This is a genomic window from Halorubrum xinjiangense (assembly GCF_900102375.1).
Classification (GTDB): domain Archaea; phylum Halobacteriota; class Halobacteria; order Halobacteriales; family Haloferacaceae; genus Halorubrum; species Halorubrum xinjiangense.
Genome location: NZ_FNBO01000015.1, coordinates 17092 through 36277, shown reverse-complemented (window position 1 = coordinate 36277; position 19186 = coordinate 17092). Strand labels below are relative to the sequence as shown.

The 19186-nt window shown below is 65.4% G+C and carries 14 protein-coding genes; 7 read left to right on the top strand and 7 right to left on the bottom strand.

All coding sequences use genetic code 11. The features are described from left to right. Window positions 1–233: 233 nt before the first annotated feature. The 5 genes from uvrB (at window position 234) to F3H13_RS14220 (ending at window position 6800) form a co-directional block, all read left to right on the top strand. Window positions 234–2288: an excinuclease ABC subunit UvrB gene (gene uvrB, locus F3H13_RS14240; RefSeq protein WP_149799665.1), complete on the top strand. Its 2055-nt coding sequence runs from the start codon at window positions 234–236 to the stop codon at window positions 2286–2288. Window positions 2289–2392: 104 nt separating this feature from the next. Then, window positions 2393–2923 (top strand): hypothetical protein, encoded by a 531-nt coding sequence (locus tag F3H13_RS14235; RefSeq protein WP_149799664.1) that lies wholly within the window; start codon window positions 2393–2395, stop codon window positions 2921–2923. 75 nt (window positions 2924–2998) lie between these two features. Further along, entirely contained in the window at window positions 2999–3589 is a 591-nt protein-coding gene (locus tag F3H13_RS14230; protein ID WP_149799663.1) for a hypothetical protein, read from the top strand. Window positions 3590–4080: 491 nt separating this feature from the next. Beyond that, complete coding sequence (locus tag F3H13_RS14225; RefSeq protein WP_149799662.1) at window positions 4081–5109, top strand: ribonucleotide-diphosphate reductase subunit beta; 1029 nt, start codon at window positions 4081–4083, stop codon at window positions 5107–5109. Between the two features lie 2 nt (window positions 5110–5111). Beyond that, window positions 5112–6800, top strand: coding sequence for a ribonucleoside-diphosphate reductase subunit alpha (locus tag F3H13_RS14220; RefSeq protein ID WP_149799661.1), 1689 nt, complete (start codon window positions 5112–5114; stop codon window positions 6798–6800). Window positions 6801–6803: 3 nt separating this feature from the next. Here F3H13_RS14220 and F3H13_RS14215 read toward each other — a convergent pair whose 3' ends face one another. After that, window positions 6804–8024 carry an SPFH domain-containing protein gene (locus tag F3H13_RS14215; RefSeq protein ID WP_149799660.1) on the bottom strand — a complete coding sequence of 407 codons (1221 nt, stop codon included), beginning with the start codon at window positions 8022–8024 and terminating at the stop codon, window positions 6804–6806. Window positions 8025–8166: 142 nt separating this feature from the next. On the opposite strand from F3H13_RS14215, the gene F3H13_RS14210 reads away from it, so the two are divergent. Both F3H13_RS14210 and F3H13_RS14205 read left to right on the top strand, forming a co-directional pair. Then, entirely contained in the window at window positions 8167–9471 is a 1305-nt protein-coding gene (locus F3H13_RS14210; RefSeq protein ID WP_149799659.1) for an O-acetylhomoserine aminocarboxypropyltransferase/cysteine synthase family protein, read from the top strand. Window positions 9472–9542: 71 nt separating this feature from the next. Continuing rightward, window positions 9543–11318, top strand: coding sequence for a PAS domain S-box protein (locus F3H13_RS14205; protein ID WP_149799658.1), 1776 nt, complete (start codon window positions 9543–9545; stop codon window positions 11316–11318). A gap of 296 nt (window positions 11319–11614) precedes the next feature. Here the strand turns inward: F3H13_RS14205 and F3H13_RS14200 are convergent, their stop codons facing one another. From F3H13_RS14200 to F3H13_RS14175, 6 genes are all read right to left on the bottom strand, one after another. Beyond that, window positions 11615–12754: an aminopeptidase gene (locus tag F3H13_RS14200; RefSeq protein WP_149799657.1), complete on the bottom strand. Its 1140-nt coding sequence runs from the start codon at window positions 12752–12754 to the stop codon at window positions 11615–11617. Between the two features lie 71 nt (window positions 12755–12825). Next, entirely contained in the window at window positions 12826–13239 is a 414-nt protein-coding gene (locus F3H13_RS14195; protein ID WP_149799656.1) for a winged helix-turn-helix domain-containing protein, read from the bottom strand. Window positions 13240–13762: 523 nt separating this feature from the next. Continuing rightward, window positions 13763–15562, bottom strand: coding sequence for an oligoendopeptidase F (gene pepF, locus F3H13_RS14190; protein WP_149799655.1), 1800 nt, complete (start codon window positions 15560–15562; stop codon window positions 13763–13765). 122 nt (window positions 15563–15684) lie between these two features. Further along, the gene (gene rimI / locus F3H13_RS14185; protein WP_149799654.1) at window positions 15685–16176 is read right to left on the bottom strand and encodes a ribosomal protein S18-alanine N-acetyltransferase; all 492 of its coding nucleotides are present in this window, start codon (window positions 16174–16176) and stop codon (window positions 15685–15687) included. Between the two features lie 58 nt (window positions 16177–16234). Next, on the bottom strand, window positions 16235–17986 hold the full coding sequence (locus tag F3H13_RS14180; protein ID WP_149799653.1) for a PAS domain-containing protein: 1752 nt from the start codon (window positions 17984–17986) through the stop codon (window positions 16235–16237). A 198-nt stretch (window positions 17987–18184) separates the two neighbouring features. Then, window positions 18185–18991, bottom strand: coding sequence for a TrmB family transcriptional regulator (locus tag F3H13_RS14175; protein WP_149799652.1), 807 nt, complete (start codon window positions 18989–18991; stop codon window positions 18185–18187). Window positions 18992–19186: the final 195 nt, after the last annotated feature.

The window sequence follows — 19186 nt, the reverse complement described above, 5'->3', positions numbered from 1 at the left end:
AGTCGCGAGGCGGGCGCAGACGACGTAAGCACCGCAGTGAGTGAGCGAAGCGAACGAGCGAGGAGCACAGCGAGCGTGCGCCCGCCTCGCGACTGGGGCTTTGACGGTGTTCGCCGCCGATTCACGGCTAACCACTTATAAAGGTCGAACGGGCGGAGGAGAGTTTTGACACCCCTACGACCATCTCGTATCGCCGCGCCGCTCAAGTGTCTCGCCGTCCAACGACGCGTATCGTGAGCGACGCCGACTCCCCCCTCTCGGAGGACCGTCCGACCGTCGACCGCCCGCTCCGCGTCGACGCCCCGTTCGAGCCCGCGGGCGACCAGCCGGAAGCGATCGAGGGGCTGGTCGAGGGGTTCGAGTCGGGCGCCGACAGGCAGACCCTCCTCGGCGTGACGGGGTCCGGGAAGACGAACACCGTCTCGTGGGTCGCCGAGGAGCTGGACCAACCCACCCTCGTCTTGGCCCACAACAAGACGCTCGCCGCCCAGCTGTACGAGGAGTTCCGCGAGCTGTTCCCCGATAACGCCGTCGAGTACTTCGTCTCCTACTACGACTACTACCAGCCGGAGGCGTACGTCGAGCAGACGGACACGTTCATCGACAAGGAGATGTCGATAAACGAGGAGATCGACCGCCTGCGCCACTCCGCGACGCGCTCCCTTCTCACCCGCGACGACGTGATCGTCGTCGCCTCCGTCTCGGCCATCTACGGGCTCGGCGACCCGGGGAACTACCGCGACATGGCGCTACGGCTGGAGGTCGGCGAAGAGGTCGGTCGCGAGGAGCTGCTCACCCGGCTCGTCGACCTGAACTACGAGCGCAACGACGTGGACTTCACGCAGGGCACGTTCCGCGTCCGGGGCGACACCGTCGAGATCTACCCGATGTACGGGCGGTACGCGGTGCGCGTCGAGCTGTGGGGCGAGGAGATCGACCGGATGCTCAAGCTCGACCCGATGAAAGGCGAGGTCGTCTCCGAGGAGCCCGCAGTAATGTTACACCCGGCGGAGCACTACTCGATCCCGGACGACCAGCTGGAGCAGGCGATCGCGGAGATCGAGGACCTGATGGCGAAGCGGGTCAGCTACTTCGAGCGACAGGGCGACCTCGTGGCGGCTCAGCGCATCGAGGAGCGCACCACCTTCGACTTAGAGATGCTCCGCGAGGCGGGCTACTGCTCCGGGATAGAGAACTACTCGGTCCACATGGACGACCGCGAGTCGGGCGACGCCCCCTACACCCTGCTCGACTACTTCCCCGACGACTTCCTCACCGTCGTCGACGAGTCCCACCAGACTATCCCCCAGATCAAAGGGCAGTACGAGGGCGACAAGTCCCGGAAGGACTCGCTGGTCGAGAACGGGTTCCGCCTGCCGACCGCCTACGACAACCGCCCGCTCACCTTCGAGGAGTTCGAGGCGAAGACGGACCGCACGCTCTACGTGTCGGCGACGCCGGGCGACTACGAGCGCGAGACTTCCGACCGGATCGTCGAGCAGATCGTCCGCCCGACCCACCTCGTCGACCCGAAGGTGGAGGTGACGGGCGCGACGGGGCAGGTCGACGACCTCCTCGAACGCGTCGATGACCGGATCGAGCGCGACGAGCGCGTCCTCGTCACCACGCTCACCAAGCGGATGGCCGAGGACCTCACCGAGTACCTCGAGGAGGCGGGCGTCGACGTGGCGTACATGCACGACGAGACGGACACCCTCGAACGCCACGAGATCATCCGCGACCTCCGACTCGGCAACATTGATGTGCTCGTCGGCATCAACCTGCTCCGCGAGGGGCTCGACATCCCGGAGGTGAGCCTCGTCGCCATCCTCGACGCCGACCAGGAGGGATTCCTCCGCTCCACCACGACCCTCGTCCAGACGATGGGGCGGGCCGCCCGCAACGTCAACGGCGAGGTCGTCCTCTACGCCGACGAGGTGACCGACTCGATGGAGGAAGCAATCGAGGAGACCCAGCGCCGCCGCGAGATTCAGCTCGAGTACAACGAGGAACACGGCTACGAGGCGACCACCATCGACAAGCCGGTCAGCGAGACGAACCTCCCCGGCTCGAAGACGGACACCTCGTCGGTCAGCGTCGGCGACGTGGAGAGCGAAGACGAGGCGAAAGCGCAGATCGAGGCGCTCGAAGACCGGATGGACGAGGCCGCGAGCAACCTGGAGTTCGAGCTGGCGGCCGACATCCGCGACCGGATCGCGGAGCTCCGACGCGCCTTCGAGATCGACGCGGGCGACGAGGGCGTCCCCGCGCCGACGATAGACGAGTAGCGGTCGCCGTCGGCGCGCTCCGTCCCGCTACCGCCGCCGCTCCGATTCTCACGCCGCGTCACCGTGGCGACGGGGTTTTACCACGGTGTGTCGCAGTCGGGCACGTGTACCGCCGCGCGGTCGTCGCCGGGGCAGCCGCGGTCGCCACCGCCGGGTGCGTCGACCGCCTCCACGACGTCGCCGCCTCGACCCCCCGTGACATCGGCGTGCGGAGCCGCTACGTCGACGGTAACCCGATGGTCGACTCGCGCAGCGTTCTCGCGCGGCCCGAGGAACTGTTGACCCACGCGGCCTCCTTCCGCTCCGCCTCGTCGGCCCACGGCGCGCTCAAGCCCGACGCGACGGCGTCCCGCGAGTTCGTCGACCGAACCGACTTCGTCGACGACGGCGGCGATGCGGTCCTCGTGATCGCCCAGCGGCTCACCGCACCTGAGGTCCGACTCCGCCTCGGCGGGATCAGTCGCACCGGCGACCACTCGCTCCGGATTGCCATCGATCAGGGCGGCGTCCGCGGCGAGGTCGAGACCGACGAGCCGGTCGTGAAGACCCTCTTGTTGCGGCTCACCGACGAGCGCGGCCCGCCGGAGCGCGCGATCGTCGTTATCGGCGACGGGCGCGCCGGGATCACACTGTGAGCGCGGTCGGTCCGGGACTCCGCTTCCCGGCTCCGTCCCGCGATCGTTTTCTGATCGGAACGCGTCCGACCGTCCATGTCACTTTGTAGTCGACTTCTCGGATCGGCCCTCCTCGTCGTCGGCCTCGCCGCGATCGCGGCCACGGTTTCGCTCGCCCCCACGGTCCCTCCGGAACCGGCGGCCGACTCGGTATCGCTCATCGCTCCCACCCCGTACTCGTTCATCGCCACGCCGCCTCTCCTCGCGGTCGGTTCGGTGTTTCTGGTCGGCGGTATCGCCGCGGTCGCGGGCGCCAACCTCTCGGCGCGCGCGGCGCTCTTCGCGCCCGTTCTCGGCGGAGTCGCCGCGTTCGCGCTCGTCGCCGGCGTCGTCACCGCGCCCGCGGCGATCCTCCCGGCGCTCGCCGAGGCGGACGCGCTCGCGACCGCGGCCTCCGGTCCGCCGGGCACCATCGCGACGGGCGCGGTCGTCGGCGCCGCCGTGGCCCCGGTCGTCCGCGCGACGACCACTGAGGACACCGCGGCGCTCCTCGCGGGGTCGGTCCTGTTACTGGCGGCGCTCGCGGCGGGGGCGTCCGACCCCCTCTCGCTGGTCGTCGGCGGGGTCGGCGGCGCGGTCGCCGTCGGCCTCCTCTGGGCGGTCGACCCCGAACGCTGGCGGCCCTGAGCGCCGGCGGCACTGAATCCGAATCTTGTTCGCTCGCCCGCCGAGCAGTCGCTCGCCCGCCGATCAGTCACTCGCCTGCCGATTAGTCTCCCGGCCGCTCGCGCCCGGATCCGGGTTCGCGCTTCTCGCTGAACTGCTCGACCGAGCCCTCGCAACTCGATTAGGGTGGGGCTTGACGCCGCCAGTTGGGCACTGTAACGACCACCCGTACCCGGAGATCACCGCTCAGTCTCCGTCTCGGCACCGCCCGCTTGCGGATCGGAGGAACGACTCCGCTCACATACTATGAAAGTGAACTTGCTATACTACAATTTTGTTGGTAATACTTATGCTAGTGGAGTCTGTGTGGTCCGATACGGTTCACACGGCTACGCACGCGTTACGCTGTAAGACCGTCTCCCGAGCGACACGACAGCGGTCGGACTCACTAGACTGACGCGAGACAGTGGCAGCGGCAATCCAACACAACCGGTCACGTTCGAGATGACCAAATGAGCGAAAGCGAAAACGCAAACACGAACGCGAGCACAGGCACGGATATCGAGACGGACATCTTCTCGGAGAGAACACAGCTGAAGCCCTACGAGTACAGCGAGTTTCTCGACTACGTGGAGGCGATCCGGAACAGCTACTGGGTACACACGGAGTTTAATTTCGACGGAGACGTCCAAGATTTCAAAGTCAACACGACTCCCGCCGAGCAGACCGTTATCAAGCGGACGATGTTGGCTATCGCGCAGATCGAGGTGCAGGTGAAGACGTTCTGGTCGGACATCTACGAGGAGATGCCCAAAGCCGAGGTCGGGAATGTGGGCATGACCTTCGCGGAAAGTGAGGTGCGGCACATGGACGCCTACAGCCACCTCCTCGACATCTTAGGAATCACGGACGATTTCGAGCAGGTGACTGAGGAGCCGGCGATGAAAAAGCGGATCGAGTATCTCGACGAGTATCTAGAGAAAAGCGAGAGTGACGACGAACGGGAGTACGTAATGAGCATCCTGCTTTTCAGTACGTTCGTCGAACACGTGTCGCTGTTCAGCCAGTTCCTCATCATGACGAGCTTCGACAAGCACGAGAAGAAGTTCAAGGGAATAGCGAACGCCGTCGAAGCGACCAGCAAAGAAGAGCAGATTCACGGACTGTTCGGGGTCGAGCTGGTGGAGACGATCAGCGAGGAGAACCCGGACCTCTTCGATGACGACTTCGAGGAAGACGTTCAAGAAGCCTGTCAGCAGGCCTACGAGGCGGAGACGGAGATCCTGGATTGGATATTCGACGACGGCGAGCTGGAGTTCCTTCCCAGGGCACACGTCGACGCGTTTCTGCGAGACCGGTTCAATCAGAGCCTCAAAAACGTCGGCGTGGAACCGATATTCGAGACGGACGACGACCTGCTCGAGGAGACGCGCTGGTTCGACGAGGACGTCATGATGACGAAGGATAACGACTTCTTCAGCAAGCGGTCGACCACGTACAACAAACACACGCAGAGCGTTACCGCCGAGGACATGTTCTAACAATGGCACAGAAAGCACTCGACAGCGTTGCGGAACAACAGACGGAACCGTTCTACTGGCTGAACGAGGACAGCAGGGAGTTTCTCAGAGAGGGATACCTGCTCGAGGGCATCGAAGCCGAAGAGCGAGTTAGACAGATAGCGGAGCGCGCCGAAGAGATCCTGGGTGAAGAGGGGTTCGCGGACAAGTTCTATGAGTACATGAGCCGCGGCTTCTACAGTCTCGCCAGCCCGGTGTGGTCCAACTTCGGGCTGGACAGAGGCCTTCCCATCAGCTGCTTCGGCAGCTACATGGAGGACACCATCGAGAGTATTCTCTACACCCAAGCCGAGGTGGGTGAGATGACCAAGCAGGGCGGAGGCACGAGCGGGTACTTCGGTGAGCTGCGGCCCCGGGGCAGTTCGATAACGAACAACGGCAAGAGCAACGGGAGTTACAGCTTCACGGAGCTGTTCGACACGATCATCAACGTCGTCAGCCAGGGCGAGACCCGGCGGGGACAGTTCGCCGGCTACATCGACGTCGAACACGACGATTTGGACGAATGGCTTACCATCAAAACGGAGGGAGACCCGGTACAGGACATCTACTACGGCGTCATCATCGGTGACGACTGGTTTCAGGCGATGATCGACGGCGACGAAGCGAAACGAGAGACCTGGGCGGATATTATCGAGACCCGGATCAATATCGGCGTCCCGTATATCATCTTCCGGGGGAACATGAACGAGGGGAAGCCACAGGTGTACAAGGACAAGGAGTACCAGATAAACGCGTCCAACCTGTGTACCGAGATAGCGCTGCCGGCCACGGCGGACGAGAGCTTCGTCTGCTGTCTCTCGAGTATGAACGCGCTCCACTACGACGAATGGAAGGACACCGACGCGGTGGAGACACTGACGCGGTTCTTAGACGCGGTGATGGAGGAGTTCATCCAGCGAACGGAGGGGGTACAGTTCATGGAGCGGGCCGTGCGGTTCGCGAAGCGCCACAGGGCGATAGGGATCGGCGTCCTCGGGTGGCACAGCTATCTCCAGAGCAACATGATCCCCTTCGACAGCATGGAGGCGATGGAGAAGAACGAGGAGTTGTTCCGGATCATCAAAGAGCGGAGCTACGAGGCGAGCGAAGCGCTCGCCGACGAGTTCGGAGAGCCGGAGGTTCTCGAAGGCTACGGCAGACGGAACACGACGACGATGAGCGTGGCTCCGACGAAATCGAGCAGCGTCATTCTGGGCCAGGTCAGTCCGAGTATCGAGCCGCTGAAATCGAACTACTTCGTGCGAGACGGTGCGAAGCTAAAGTCGACGCAGAAAAACAGATTCCTTCAAGCGATACTGGCGGAGCGGGGCACAGACACGCGCGACGTCTGGGACAGCATCGCGAATAAAGACGGGAGCGTTCAACATCTCGAGTGTCTGACGGACGAAGAGAAAGCGGTGTTCAAGACCTTCGCCGAGATACCACAGATGGCGATCATCAACCAGGCAGCACAGAGACAGAAACACATCGACCAAGCACAGAGCCTGAACGTCTCGATCGACCCGAGCGAAGTGAGCGTCAAGGAGATCAATCAGCTCTACATCGAAGCTTGGAAGAAAGGGGTCAAGAGCCTCTACTATCAGCACAGCGTGAATGCCGCACAGAAGTTCAGTCGAGACATTCTCGAGTGTCGGGCCTGCGAGAGCTGATCGCTACGTTCCCGGCCGCTCGCTTTCGCTCTCCAGTTCGATGTCGCGGTCGGCCTCGCGGGTCGCCGCCTCCTGCTTGGCGAGGTCGACGTCGTCCGCGTCCCGCGTCTCGTCGGTCCGCAGGTCGCTGTCGGCCACGGTGTCGAGCTGTTCGAGGGCGCTCTCGATGTCCTCCAACCCGAGCATCTTCTCCGTCTCCTCGTCGAACTCCTTGCTCTCTAACCCCTCCATCTGCTGGACGTCGGAGCCGGAGAGCGCCTTGCCGTAGCGGCCGACGAGGCTGGTGAGCTCCTGCGGGAGGACGAACGTCGTCGACTCGCCTTTCCCGATTTCCTCTAGGGTCTCCATGCCGCGCTCGATGATGGCGCGCTCGCCCATCGACTCGGCGGAACGGGCGCGGAGGACCGTGGAGATGGCGTCCCCCTGCGCTTCGAGGATCTGGGACTGCTTTTCCCCCTGCGCACGGATGATGTTCGACTGCTTGTCCCCTTCCGCCTGCTCGACGGCGGAGCGGCGTTCCCCCTGCGCTTCGAGGATCATCGCACGGCGGCGGCGCTCCGCGCCGGTCTGTTGCTCCATCGCGCGCTGGACCTCTTGGGAGGGGCTCACCTCGCGGACCTCGACGGCCTCGACGCGGATCCCCCACTCGTCGGTGGGCTCGTCGAGCTCCTCGTTGATCCGGTCGTTGATCAGCTCCCGCTGTGAGAGCGTGTCGTCGAGCTCCATGTCGCCGATGACGGCCCGGAGCGTGGTCTGCGCGAGGTTCGAGACGGCGTTCTTGTAATCGTCGACCTCTAAGAACGCCTTCTTGGCGTCCATCACCTTGATGTAGACGACGGCGTCGGCGGTCACGGGGGAGTTGTCACGGGTGATCGCCGACTGGCTCGGGACGTCGATCGTCTGGGTTCGCATGTCGAACGCGTACGTCCGCGAGACGAACGGCGGGATGATGTGGACGCCGGGTTCGAGCAGCTTCCGGTACTCGCCGAAGACGGTGAGCGCCTCCTTGTCGTAGGCGTCGACGATCTCGACGGCGCTGATAACCGTGACGGCCGCCAGAAGCACCGCCAGCGCCGCGACGCCGAAGACGAGGCTCTGGCCGAGGAGGGCGACGCCGACGAGCACCGCGACGCCGAGCGCGAGGTACTGCCAGACCCCGTCCGGGATCTCCGCCAGCACCTCATCCAGCTCGGCGGAATCGCCGCGCGGACCTTGTGTTCCCATACCCGAAGTTACGGCCCGACGCTGTTAACGGTTGGCACGAGTTCGGGGCCGCGGGGCGCGTCGTCTCCGGCCGTCTCTGAGGTACCGGAAACGCCCGCGTATGCCGGTCGGGTTTAACTACGCGGCGAACGCAACGTTTCGTATGCCATCCGACGAGGGGGACGACGATCCGAAGTTCAGCACGCGAAGCGTCCACGCCGGCTCCGACCCGGACCCGGCGACCGGCGCCCGCGCGACCCCCATCTACCAGACGACCGCGTACCAGTTCGACGACGCCGACCACGCCGCGGATCTCTTCGCCTTAGAAGAGGCCGGCAACGTCTACTCCCGGCTGATGAACCCGACCAACGCCGCCTTAGAAGAGCGGATCGCCTCCCTGGAGGGCGGCGTCGGCGCGGTCGCGACCGCCTCGGGCATGGCCGCGCTCGACGTGACGACGTTCCTGCTCGCCTCCGCGGGCGACAACATCGTCTCGTCGTCGGCGCTGTACGGCGGCACCTACACCTACCTCACCCACTCCGTCGAGCGCCGCGGCGTCTCGACCCGGTTCGTCGACCCGCTCGACTACGAGGGGTACGCCGAGGCCATCGACGAGGACACCGCCTACGTCCACCTCGAAACGATCGGGAACCCGGCGCTGGTCACGCCCGACATCCAGCGGATCGCGGACATCGCGCACGACCACGGCGTGCCGCTGTTCGTCGACAACACGTTCGCGACGCCGGCCCTCTGCCGGCCGCTCGAACACGGTGCCGACCTCATCTGGGAGTCCACGACGAAGTGGCTCACCGGCAACGGCACCACCGTCGGCGGGGTCGTCGTCGACGGCGGCTCGTTCCCGTGGGCCGACCACGCCGAGAAGTTCCCCGAGATCGCGCAGGACAACCCCGCGTACCACGGGATCAACTTCGCCGAGCGGTTCGGCGACGCCGCCTTCACGTTCGCGGCGATCACCCGGGGCCTGCGCGACCTCGGCGACCAGCAGTCGCCGTTCGACGCGTGGAACACGCTCCAGCAGACGGAGTCGCTCCCGCTGCGGATGGACCGCCACTGCGAGAACGCGGGGATCGTCGCCGAGTACCTCGACGACCACGACGAGGTCGCGTGGGTGAACTACCCCGGCTTGGAGAGCCACGAGACCCACGAGGAGGCCAGCGAGTACCTGGAGGGCGGCTACGGCGGCATGCTCACCTTCGGGCTGGAGGCGGGCTACGAGGCCGCGCGGGCGACCGTCGAGGAGGCGGACCTCGCCTCGCTCGTCGCGAACGTCGGCGACTCGAAGACGCTCGTGATCCACCCGGCGTCGACGACCCACCAGCAGCTGACGGACGAAGAGAAGGAGGCCGCGGGCGTCACCGACGACATGGTCCGTCTGTCGGTCGGCATCGAGGACCCCGCGGACATCGTCGCCGACTTAGAGGCCGCAATCGAGGCGGCGACCGCCTAACCGCGATCCGGCCGTTTCCGACGGTTCACATCCAGCAAAAGAAGTAAGCAATCATACCACCTTGGTATACCATGGAAAGCGAAATCAACGTGCTACACGTTGATGACGACCCCTCAATCACAGACCTTACAGCAAGCTTTCTCAAGCGGGAGGATGACCGATTTCGTATCCAGACAGCGACCAGCGCTGGTGAAGGACTAAGCGTAATTAATGACTGCCGACCTGATTGTATTGTCTCAGATTTTGACATGCCTAACGTAGACGGGATTGAATTCTTGCAGAGTGTCCGAAAAGAATTTCCAACGCTTCCATTTATTCTCTTCACCGGTAAGGGCAGTGAGGCTGTCGCCAGTGATGCGATTGCCGCCGATGTTACCGATTATCTTCAGAAAGGGAGCGGACCCGAGCGGTACAAACTCCTCTCTAACCGAATCTGTAACGCTGTTGAGGCAGAACGTAAGGCTGAGCGCGCCGACAGACAAGAACAACTGATAGAACTCACCGAGCGCACCGATAGTATTGGCAGCTTCGAACTGAACACTGAGACCAGAGCGTTGTTTCTGACTAATGGGCTCCGCAATGTCATGGATCTTCCTGATCAGGGAGACCCCTCTCTGGACGATGCTCTTGATTTGTTTCATCCCGATGATCGCAAAGAGATCCAGCAAGCAATTGACTCCGCTTCTCAGACGGGCGAACAGATACAGGGCAGTTACCGTGTTGAGACACTGAGCGGAGAACGCCGAATTATCGGTGTTACGCTCAAATCGGCGGCTACTGGAGAACATGGAAAAATAGTGTATGGTGCTGTCCGTGATATTACTGATCGTCGGGAGCGCCAGCAGGAACTTAGAGAGTACGGAACCATTATCGACGCGCTCACTGACCCGGTGTACGTCATTAGCGAAAACGGCCGGTTCACGCACGTTAATGACGAGTTCGTTGAGTTGGTCGGCTACGAGCGAGAGACGATCATCGGGGCCACACCATCGTTGATCAAAGACGACGACGCCGTCGAACAAGCAGAACAACAGTTGGGACGATTGCTGTCGGCTGCTGGGCCAGAGACAGTTACCTTCGAGGTAACAATACACCCATCTAATAGCGATCCGATCACCTGCGAGGACCACATGGGTGTCCTCCCATACGATGGCGACACGTTCGACGGATCCGTCGGCGTACTCCGTGATGTTACTGAGCGTAAAGAATACAAACAGGGATTGGAGGCACAAAACGAGCGGTTAGAAGAGTTCAGCAAGCTCGTTAGCCACGATCTACGGAACCCACTGAGTGTTGCTGAAGGCCATCTCGGACTGGTACAAGTCGCCGAAGGGAGAGAGCACCTCGATACAGCAATTAACGCGATTGAGCGGAGTCAGGCGCTAATCGATGACTTGCTAACGCTGGCACAAGAGGGCGCTCAACAGAGTGAGATCGAAACTATTGATCTCGCGGAGGCAGCTAAGAGCAGTTGGGAGACGGTTGAGACGCCACAGGCATCTCTCAGTGCGCGTGAACTACCGAAGATCAAGGCAGACCGCAGCCGACTCCAACAGCTGCTTGAGAATCTGTACCGGAATAGCATAGAACACGGCGGTGAAGCGGTGACGGTGTCGGTCGGTGCGACCGACAGCGGATTTTACGTGGCAGACAACGGCGTTGGAATTCCTGAGTCTAAGCGAACGGAGATCTTTGAGGCTGGCTACTCAACTAGCGCAGATGGGACAGGCTTTGGCTTGCAGATTGTCGAACAAGTTGCTAAGGCCCATGGGTGGGTAATTGCCGTATCTGAGAGCGAGCAAGGCGGTACACGATTTGAATTTACTAGTGTAGAGGGTGTAAATTAGCGATTAACCTGATTCATATCGCATGACATTAGCGGGTCTCTGTTCGGAACGACACCGTGTTTGTTATTTATATATGGGTGCGTTCTGTCGGCTAAATGAGAATAATTTGAAAAACACCACAGTTCCGTGCTGACTACATCCTCTGTACTGAGCGATAGTTTATTCAGTAGACCGTCTCTCAGCACTGCCATATTCGCGCTCTACATTCAGCACGCCTCTAAGAACAGTTCACCAGTTGAGAACTTTAACAGAGATGACGGTCTCTCTTTCTCTCGCCGAGCTATCGTCCTCCCGACCTACGCCTCGAACCCCTCTTCCCACCGGAACGTCCCGTTCCGCTGGACGACCTCGCCGTCGACCTCCAGCCGCGAGTCGGCGCTCACGTCCGTGATCATGTCGACGTGGACCGCGCTGTCGTTGCCGGACTCCCCTTCGGGGAGGCAGGCGTCGTAGGCGCGGCCGACCGCGAGGTGGACGGTGTCGCCCATCTTCTCGTCGAAGAGGATGGAGTCCGTGAAGCGGTCGATGCCGCGGTTCATCCCGATGCCGAGCTCGCCCAGCCGCCGCGCGCCGTCGTCGGTGTCGAGGATGTCCGCGAGCGCCTCCTCGCCGGACTCGGCCGCGAAGTCGACGACTTCGCCGCCCTCGAACGAGAGGTGAACGTTCCGGACGCGCGTCGCGTCGATGGTCATCGGCACGTCGAAGAAGACCTCGCCCTCGGTGTCGTAGGGGGCGGTGAACACCTCGCCGCTCGGGAGGTTATGCGAGTCGTACGCAACGGAGGCGGCGGAGTTCACCGCGGTGCGGCCCGCGATCGACATCTGAACGTCGGTGTCTGGCGCGCCGTCGCGCTCGGTGACGATCCGGACGTTGTTGCCGCCGTCGAGGACGTCCTTCATCTTCGCCATCTCGTCGGCGAGCGACTCCCAGTCGCGGAGGACCGCATCGTAGACGAAGTTCCGGTACTCCTCGTAGGCCATCCCCGCCTGCTGGGCGAGGCTCCGGGTCGGGTGGACCGTCGACACCCAGTCGGTGTCCATCCGCGCCTCGCGGACGCTCTGCCGGGCCTTCGCGTACGCCTGCCGCGTCGGGCGGTCGACGTCGGCGGTCGCGGTGGTGTTGCGCCCGCCCCCGATCCGGAGGTAGGCGTCGGCGGCCTCGAAGATCGCGCGGTCGACCGCAGGGTCGGAATCGAAGTCGTCCGTGTCGACGTCGCCGTCCGTTCCAGCCTCGACGCCTTTTAAATAGCCGCGGGAGAGTTCGCTCGACCCGTACAGCGTCGTGACGTTCGCCCCGCGCTCGCCGAGCGCCTCGGCGACCGCGACGCCCAGCTCGTGGGCGTCCTCCGCGACGCTGACGACGACGTCGTCGCCGGCCTCGACCCGTGCGCTCCAGTCGACGAGCACTGCGGCGTGCTCGCGTACGCGTTCGTCCATTGTCCGGTGTGTTGCGGGGGAGCGGTAAATCGGTGCCGGGACGACGAGTCCCGTTCGGGCGTCTCGGGAAGTTACTCGTCGATCGAACTGTCGTACATCGCTTCGAACGCCACTTCGCCGCGGATCAGTTCGTCGACGCCGCTCGTGAGCGTCACCTCGCCGAACACCGTCGCTCGGTAGTACGTGTAGAGGCCGTCCGCTCCTCGCTCGGTGCGTTGGCGTTTTTCGACGAGGCCGACGTCGACGAGTTTGTTGAGGTGGTAGTGGAGGGTGCTGTCGTCGACCTCAATCGCGTCCTCCAGTTCTTTGGGGCTCATGTCGTCGCTGTGGACGAGCCGGTAGAGGATTTCGTACCTGGTGCGGTGTCCGACCGCTGCGTGCATCGCTAGGTACTCGTCGAGGCTGAGGACGCTGTCCTCGGGCAGCAGGTCTTCGGGGTCCTCCGGGAATCCTGCGCCGGCGGGCTGCGAGTCATTCGTCGCCATCGTAGTGTTACGTACGGGGGTGAGACGCTTAGGCTCTGTTAGGCCGAAGTTTCTCAAAAACGCCGTCTTTTAAATGCTGACGGCAGATCATCGGTGAAGACCGCCAAAGCCCCAGATGCTCGGTTATCCTCCGGTGACTGTGACTCGGCGGCGGACACCGCCAAAGCCCCAGCCGGGAGGACTCGGTGCGGTCGCTGTCGTTCGAGACGCCTCCGGCGTCTCGTGATGACGAAACGGCTTCGCCGTTTCGAACCACGGTCCTCAGTCGCTCGCGCTGCTCGCTCCTTGCGGTCCTTGCTTCCCGCGCCTTCGTCCTCCCGGCTGCCCCTTTGAGTCCCGCCCCGCACCGCTCCGCACAGCACCCCACACCTCCCCAGCCTCGTCGGTGGTTCTCCGGTTCGCTCCGAACCACCGACTCCCTCGCGCGTGCTGACTCGCGGCCGCCGAGGGCGGCCGCTCGCAGGCACGCGCCACCGCAGGTTCACTTATAAAAGAGAACGTTCGCCAGATCGCGGCCGGCGACCTACTCCAGATCGAGCAGCGTCGCGATCTCGTCGAGGTACTCGTCGTAGACGCCGACGGCGGACTCGATCGGGTCGGGCGAGGCCATGTCGATGCCGGCGAGTTCGACGACGTCGAGTGGGTACTCGGAGCCGCCCGCCTTCAGCATCTCGCGGTAGTCGGCCGCGGCGGACTCGCCCTCCTCTAAGACGCGCTCGACGATGGCGGCCGCGGCGGAGATGCCGGTCGCGTACTGGTAGACGTAGAAGTCGTAGTAAAAATGAGGAATGCGCTGCCACTCGCGCTCGATGCCGCCCGTCAGCTCGGCGGGCGCGTAGTAGTCGCCCTTCAGGTCGCCGTACATCTCGTCGAACGCGTCGGGCGTGAGCGCGTCGCCGGCCTCCACGCGCTCGTGGATCTCTTGTTCGAACGTCGCGAACATCGTCTGCCGGAAGAGGGTAGAGCGGAAGCGCTCGAGGTACTCGTCGAGCACGTGCGTCCGGAGCTCGTCGTCCTCGACGGTGTCGAGCAGGTGGTGGGTGAGGAGGGTCTCGTTGACGGTGGAGGCGATCTCCGCGACGAAGATCTCGTAGCTCGCGTCGTGCCACGGCTGCGCGTCGCCGGCCAGCTCGGAGTGCATCGAGTGGCCGAGCTCGTGGGCCAGCGTGTACATCGAGGCGATGTCGTCCTGGTAGTTCATCATGATGTACGGCTGGGTGTCGTACGTGCCCGAGGAGAACGCGCCGGAGCGCTTCCCGCGGTTCTCGTAGACGTCGACCCACCGCGAGTCGAGCCCCTCGGCCAGCCGCTCCTGATAGGCGTCGCCCAGCGGCGCGACCGCCTCGATCACCCACTCGCGGGCCTGCTCGTACTCCACGTCGGGGCCCTGGTCGCCCGTCAGCGACATGTAGAGGTCGTGGCTCTGAAGCCGGTCGACGCCGAGCGCCGCCTCCTTCAGCTCGGCGTGGCGGTGGAGCACGTCGAGGTTGTCGTCGACCGTGTCGACGAGCGTGTCGTACACCTCGACGGGGACGTTCGAGCCGTCGAGCGCGGCGGCGCGCGCGGAGTCGTAGTCGCGGATCTCGGCGCTCGTGACGTGCTCGCGGACGGCCTTCTCGAGGGAGGTGCCGACCGTGTTGCGCACGTCCGCCCACTCGTCATAGAACGTCTCGTGGACGCGCTCGCGGAACTCGCGGTCCGGGTTCGTCTGGAGCTTCGTGAAGTTCGCCTGCGTGATCTCCACCTCCTCGCCGTCGGGGTCCTCGACGACGCCGTAGGTCATGTCGGCGTTCGTCAGCATCGAGTAGATCTCGCTCGGCGCGTCGGTGACCTCGGAGAGGTCCGCCAGCACCTCCTCGACCTCGCTCGACCGGGTGTGCGGTTTCTTTCGCAAGACGTCGTCGAGGTAGTGCTCGTACGCTTCGAGCGCGGGCTCGTCGTCGAGGAAGGCCGAAACGTCCGACTCCGTCAGCGACTGGATCTCCGGTTCGAGGTACGAGACCGCGCTCGACGCCTCGGAGCCGAGCGACGACGCCCTCGCGGACATCGCCTGGTACTCCTGGTTCCGCGTGTCCTCGGCGCTCCGCAGGCGGGCGTAGGTCATGACCTGCTGGAGCTCGCGGAAGATCTCCTCGCGGAGTTCGAGCAGTTCGAGCAGGGTGGCGGCGTCCTCGACCGCGCGCCCCTCGTAGGCGGTCAGCTCGTCGATACGGTCGGAAACGGTCTCGTAGGCCGACTCCCACGCCTCGTCGTCGGCGTAGATGCCGTCGAGGTCCCACTTGTACTCGGTGTCGATCTCGGACCGCTCGGGAACCGAACTCATACCCTTTGAGTCGCCCTCGCGCACACTAAGCCTTGGCAAACCCCGCGCGGCGAGCCGATAGGCGTGCGGGACGTTAGCTCGCCCCTGCGGCGTCGCTCTCGCCGTCATCGCCGTCGTCGTCGTCACCGATCGCCGTCCGACGCCTCCCCCTCGGCCCACGCCGCGAGGTCGACGACGAGCACGAGCGCGTCCTCGCCGTCGGGGTAGTAGCCGCCGACCCGCCGGACCGGCTCGAACCCCTCGTCGGCGTACAGCGACCGCGCGGGGTCGTTCCCCTCGCGCACCTCCAGCCGGGCGACGGCCACGCCGGTCGCGCGGAGCCGGGCCAGCGCCGACCGGAGGAGGGTCCGACCGATCCCCTCGCCGCGGGCGTCGGGATGGACCGCCAGGTCCTTGATATGGCCGATGTCGCGGCCGTGGTTCGGCGTCCGGTCGGCGACAACGAACCCGACGGCCGCGCCCGCCCGCTCCGCGACGAGGAACGCCGGCTCGTCGACCAGCCGCTCGAAAGCGTCGTAGGGCCACGGGTCCGAGAAGCAGGCGCGCTCGATCCGGACCACTGCGAGGAGGTCGGCGCGCTCGACCCGCCGGACCGCGACGTCGGGGACGCTCACGGGTCGGGTTGGCGGTCGCGGGGAATAAACGCGCCGGGTCGACGGTGGGGCCCCCCCCTCACGCGTCGATCCAGGGCTCGTCCGGGTCGGCGTCGGCCGGGTCGGGGGCGCACACCTCGAAGCACGCCCCCTCCGGGAGCCGGAGCCGCCGCCCGTCGGGGAGGCCGACGGGGCCGTCGCCCTCGCAGCGGAGTTCGACGGTCCACCCGTGCGACTCGACGACTTCGCGGACGATGTCGAGCCCGTACCCCGTCCCGTCCGCCCGCGTGGTGTACCCGGAGTCGAACACCGACTCCCGGTGGTCGGGGTCGATTCCCCTCCCGTCGTCGGCGACGAGGAACCCGCCGTCGGTGGCGGTGACGAGGACGGTGAGGTCGTCGTCGGCCGGTTCGGCGTCGGTCGGCTCGGTGTCGGTCGGTTCGGTGTCGGTCGGTTCGGTGTCGGTCGGTTCGGTGTCGGTCGGTTCGGTGTCGGAGCCAACCGTTTCCGACTCGGAGGCGTCCGGCTTCGCGTGTTCCGTCGCGTTGCGGAACAGGTTCTCGAAGGCCTGTCGCGTCCGCCCGCGGTCGCCGTACACCCGCGCGTCGTGGGCGACGACCAGCTCCGCATCGTCGTCGTCCTGTGCGGCGGTCTCCCAGGCGTCGCGGGCGACGCTCGCGAGCGCGAACTCCGTCGGCTCGTCCATCCCTGTCCCCTGTCGCGCGAGGGTGAGCAGCTCCGAGACGAGCTGGTCGATCCGGTCGACGGCGCGCTCGCCGCGTTCGAGGGGCTCCGTCTCCTCGCGCAGCCGCGCCATCTCGATGGAGCCGCGGATCACGGACAGCGGGTTCCGGAGGTCGTGCGAGACGATGCTCGCGAAGCGGTCGAGCCGCTCGTTGCGGTCGGTGAGCCGGCGCTCGCGCGCCTTCCGAGCGGTGACGTCGCGGGAGTTGACGAGCAGCTCGCCGTCGGGGCTGTCGGCCGGCAGCGACCGGGTGCGCGACTCCAGCCAGACCCAGTCGCCGTCGGCGGTGCGGTAGCGGTACTCCAGCGTGGGCGCCGCGTCGGGCTCGGTGAGCGCGCGGTAGAACCGCTCCGTCATACGCTCGCGGTCGTCCGGGTGGACGTAACCGAGCGGCGAACGCCCGACGGTCGACCCCTGCTCGTAGCCGAGCACCTCCTCGACGGAGGGGCTCTCGTAGACGACGAGGCCGTCGTCGTCGACGACGGTGACGAGGTCGCTGCCGTACTCCAAGAAGGCGCGGTAGCGCTCCGGGAAGGTGCGGTCGACGTCGACGCGGCGCACCGTGACGATCCGGCCGCCGAACTGCGGGGCGAGCTCCTCGTCGACGACGGACTCGACCCACGCGTACCCCCCGCTCGCGCGGCGGATCCGGTGGGTGACCGTCCGGGTCGTCGCGACCGCCGACAGCGCGTCGGCCACCGGCTCGCGGTCGCTCGGGTGGACGCGCTCCAAGAGGTCGCTCCCGACGAGCGCCCCGCGCTCGACCCCCACGACGTCCGGCACCGACGGCCCGGCGAACAGCACCTCGCCGTCCACGGCGACGGCGAGGAGGAACCGGTCCGCCTCGACCGCCCGTCCGCCCGCGGGCGCCGCGTCGTACTCGCTCGGTCCCCGGTCGGCAGGTGCGGGCGCACCCGACGCCGAAGCGCCCCCCGCGCGCCCCGCGAGGTGAGCCGACCGCTCCGCGTCGCCGGTCGGCGCGTCGGCCGCGGCCCGGTCGTCGGTGTCGGGGGCGTCCGCCGCCGGAGCGTCGCCCTCGTCGGCGCCGCGGCCCGGCGTCGACCTGTCGGATGGACGGAGGGTCACTGTCAGTTCTACCGGACGTACGAACGCGGGCTGATAAAGCTGCGCGCCGAAAGACTCAAATTTGATAACTAGGTGCCGAGCTGACCGACAGATCCGGCTCCTGCGCGGCCGTCGAGGCCTCCGACCGGATCACGCCGCCTGAGAGATCGCTCTCGCGAGCGGTCACACCTTCGCGAGCGGTCACACCTTCGCGAGCGGTCACACCTCGTCGACGACGGTCCCCTCGGCCCACGCGGCCTCGAACCCGTCGCGGACGCGCGTCGCAAACCCGCGGTCGCGCAGGTCGAGCATGCCGAACAGCCGGTCGGGCGCGAGCGGGTCGGCGACCTCCAGGCACACCTCCTCGCCGTCGATGAGGTAGAAGTTCCCGTACGCGTCCTCCGTGATCCGCAGCTCGAAGGGCCCCTGCGCGATCGTCAGCGTCGCGCGGTCCTCGTCGACCGCGGCGCGGGCGTCGTCGAACACGCCCGGCGAGATCAGCACGGAGACGTCGACGCCGCTCCGGATCGCGGCGAGGAGGCGGTCGAGCAGCTCCGGCCCCTCGCGGTCGACGTCGAACTGCGCGGAGACGTCGGTGGCGACGACGACGATCGACGCCTCGGCCGCGTCGATCCGCTCGAACAGCAGGTCGAGCGAGTCGTCGGCGCCGACCGCGGCGGTCCAGAACTCGTCGTCGGTCGCCTCCGCGTCGGCCAGTCGGTCAATCAGCTCCGACTTGCCGGACTCGTACGTCTCGATCCGCCGGGTGAGCTCGCGGCGCTTCGCCTCGACGAGCCGGTCGACGGCGACCGCGGGCTCGACGGGCGCGTACCGCTTCGGCTCGCGGTCGGTCTGAACCCGGACCAGCCCGCGCGACTCCAAGCCGCCGAGCGCGTCGTAGATGCGCCCCTTCGGCACGCCGCTCTCCTCGGCGACGGCCGCGGCGGTCCCGGTGCCGAGGGCGAGCAGCGCGCGGTACGCCCGGTCTTCGTAGCTCGACAGCCCGAGGTCGCGGAGCGACTCCATGTGCGCTCGTACGCGTGCCCCTCACAAAGCGTCGGCGTTCTGCGCCGCTGAACTATATAAATGCCCGCACGCAAAACGCCCGTTCGTTTCATGAGCTCGCTCCGAACTCTGTCGGTCTATCCCCGTCACGAATGCCAGCAGCGACGTGAATGACCGATATAAATCGGAATTTCTGCGTCTCAGCCGCTGTGTCGC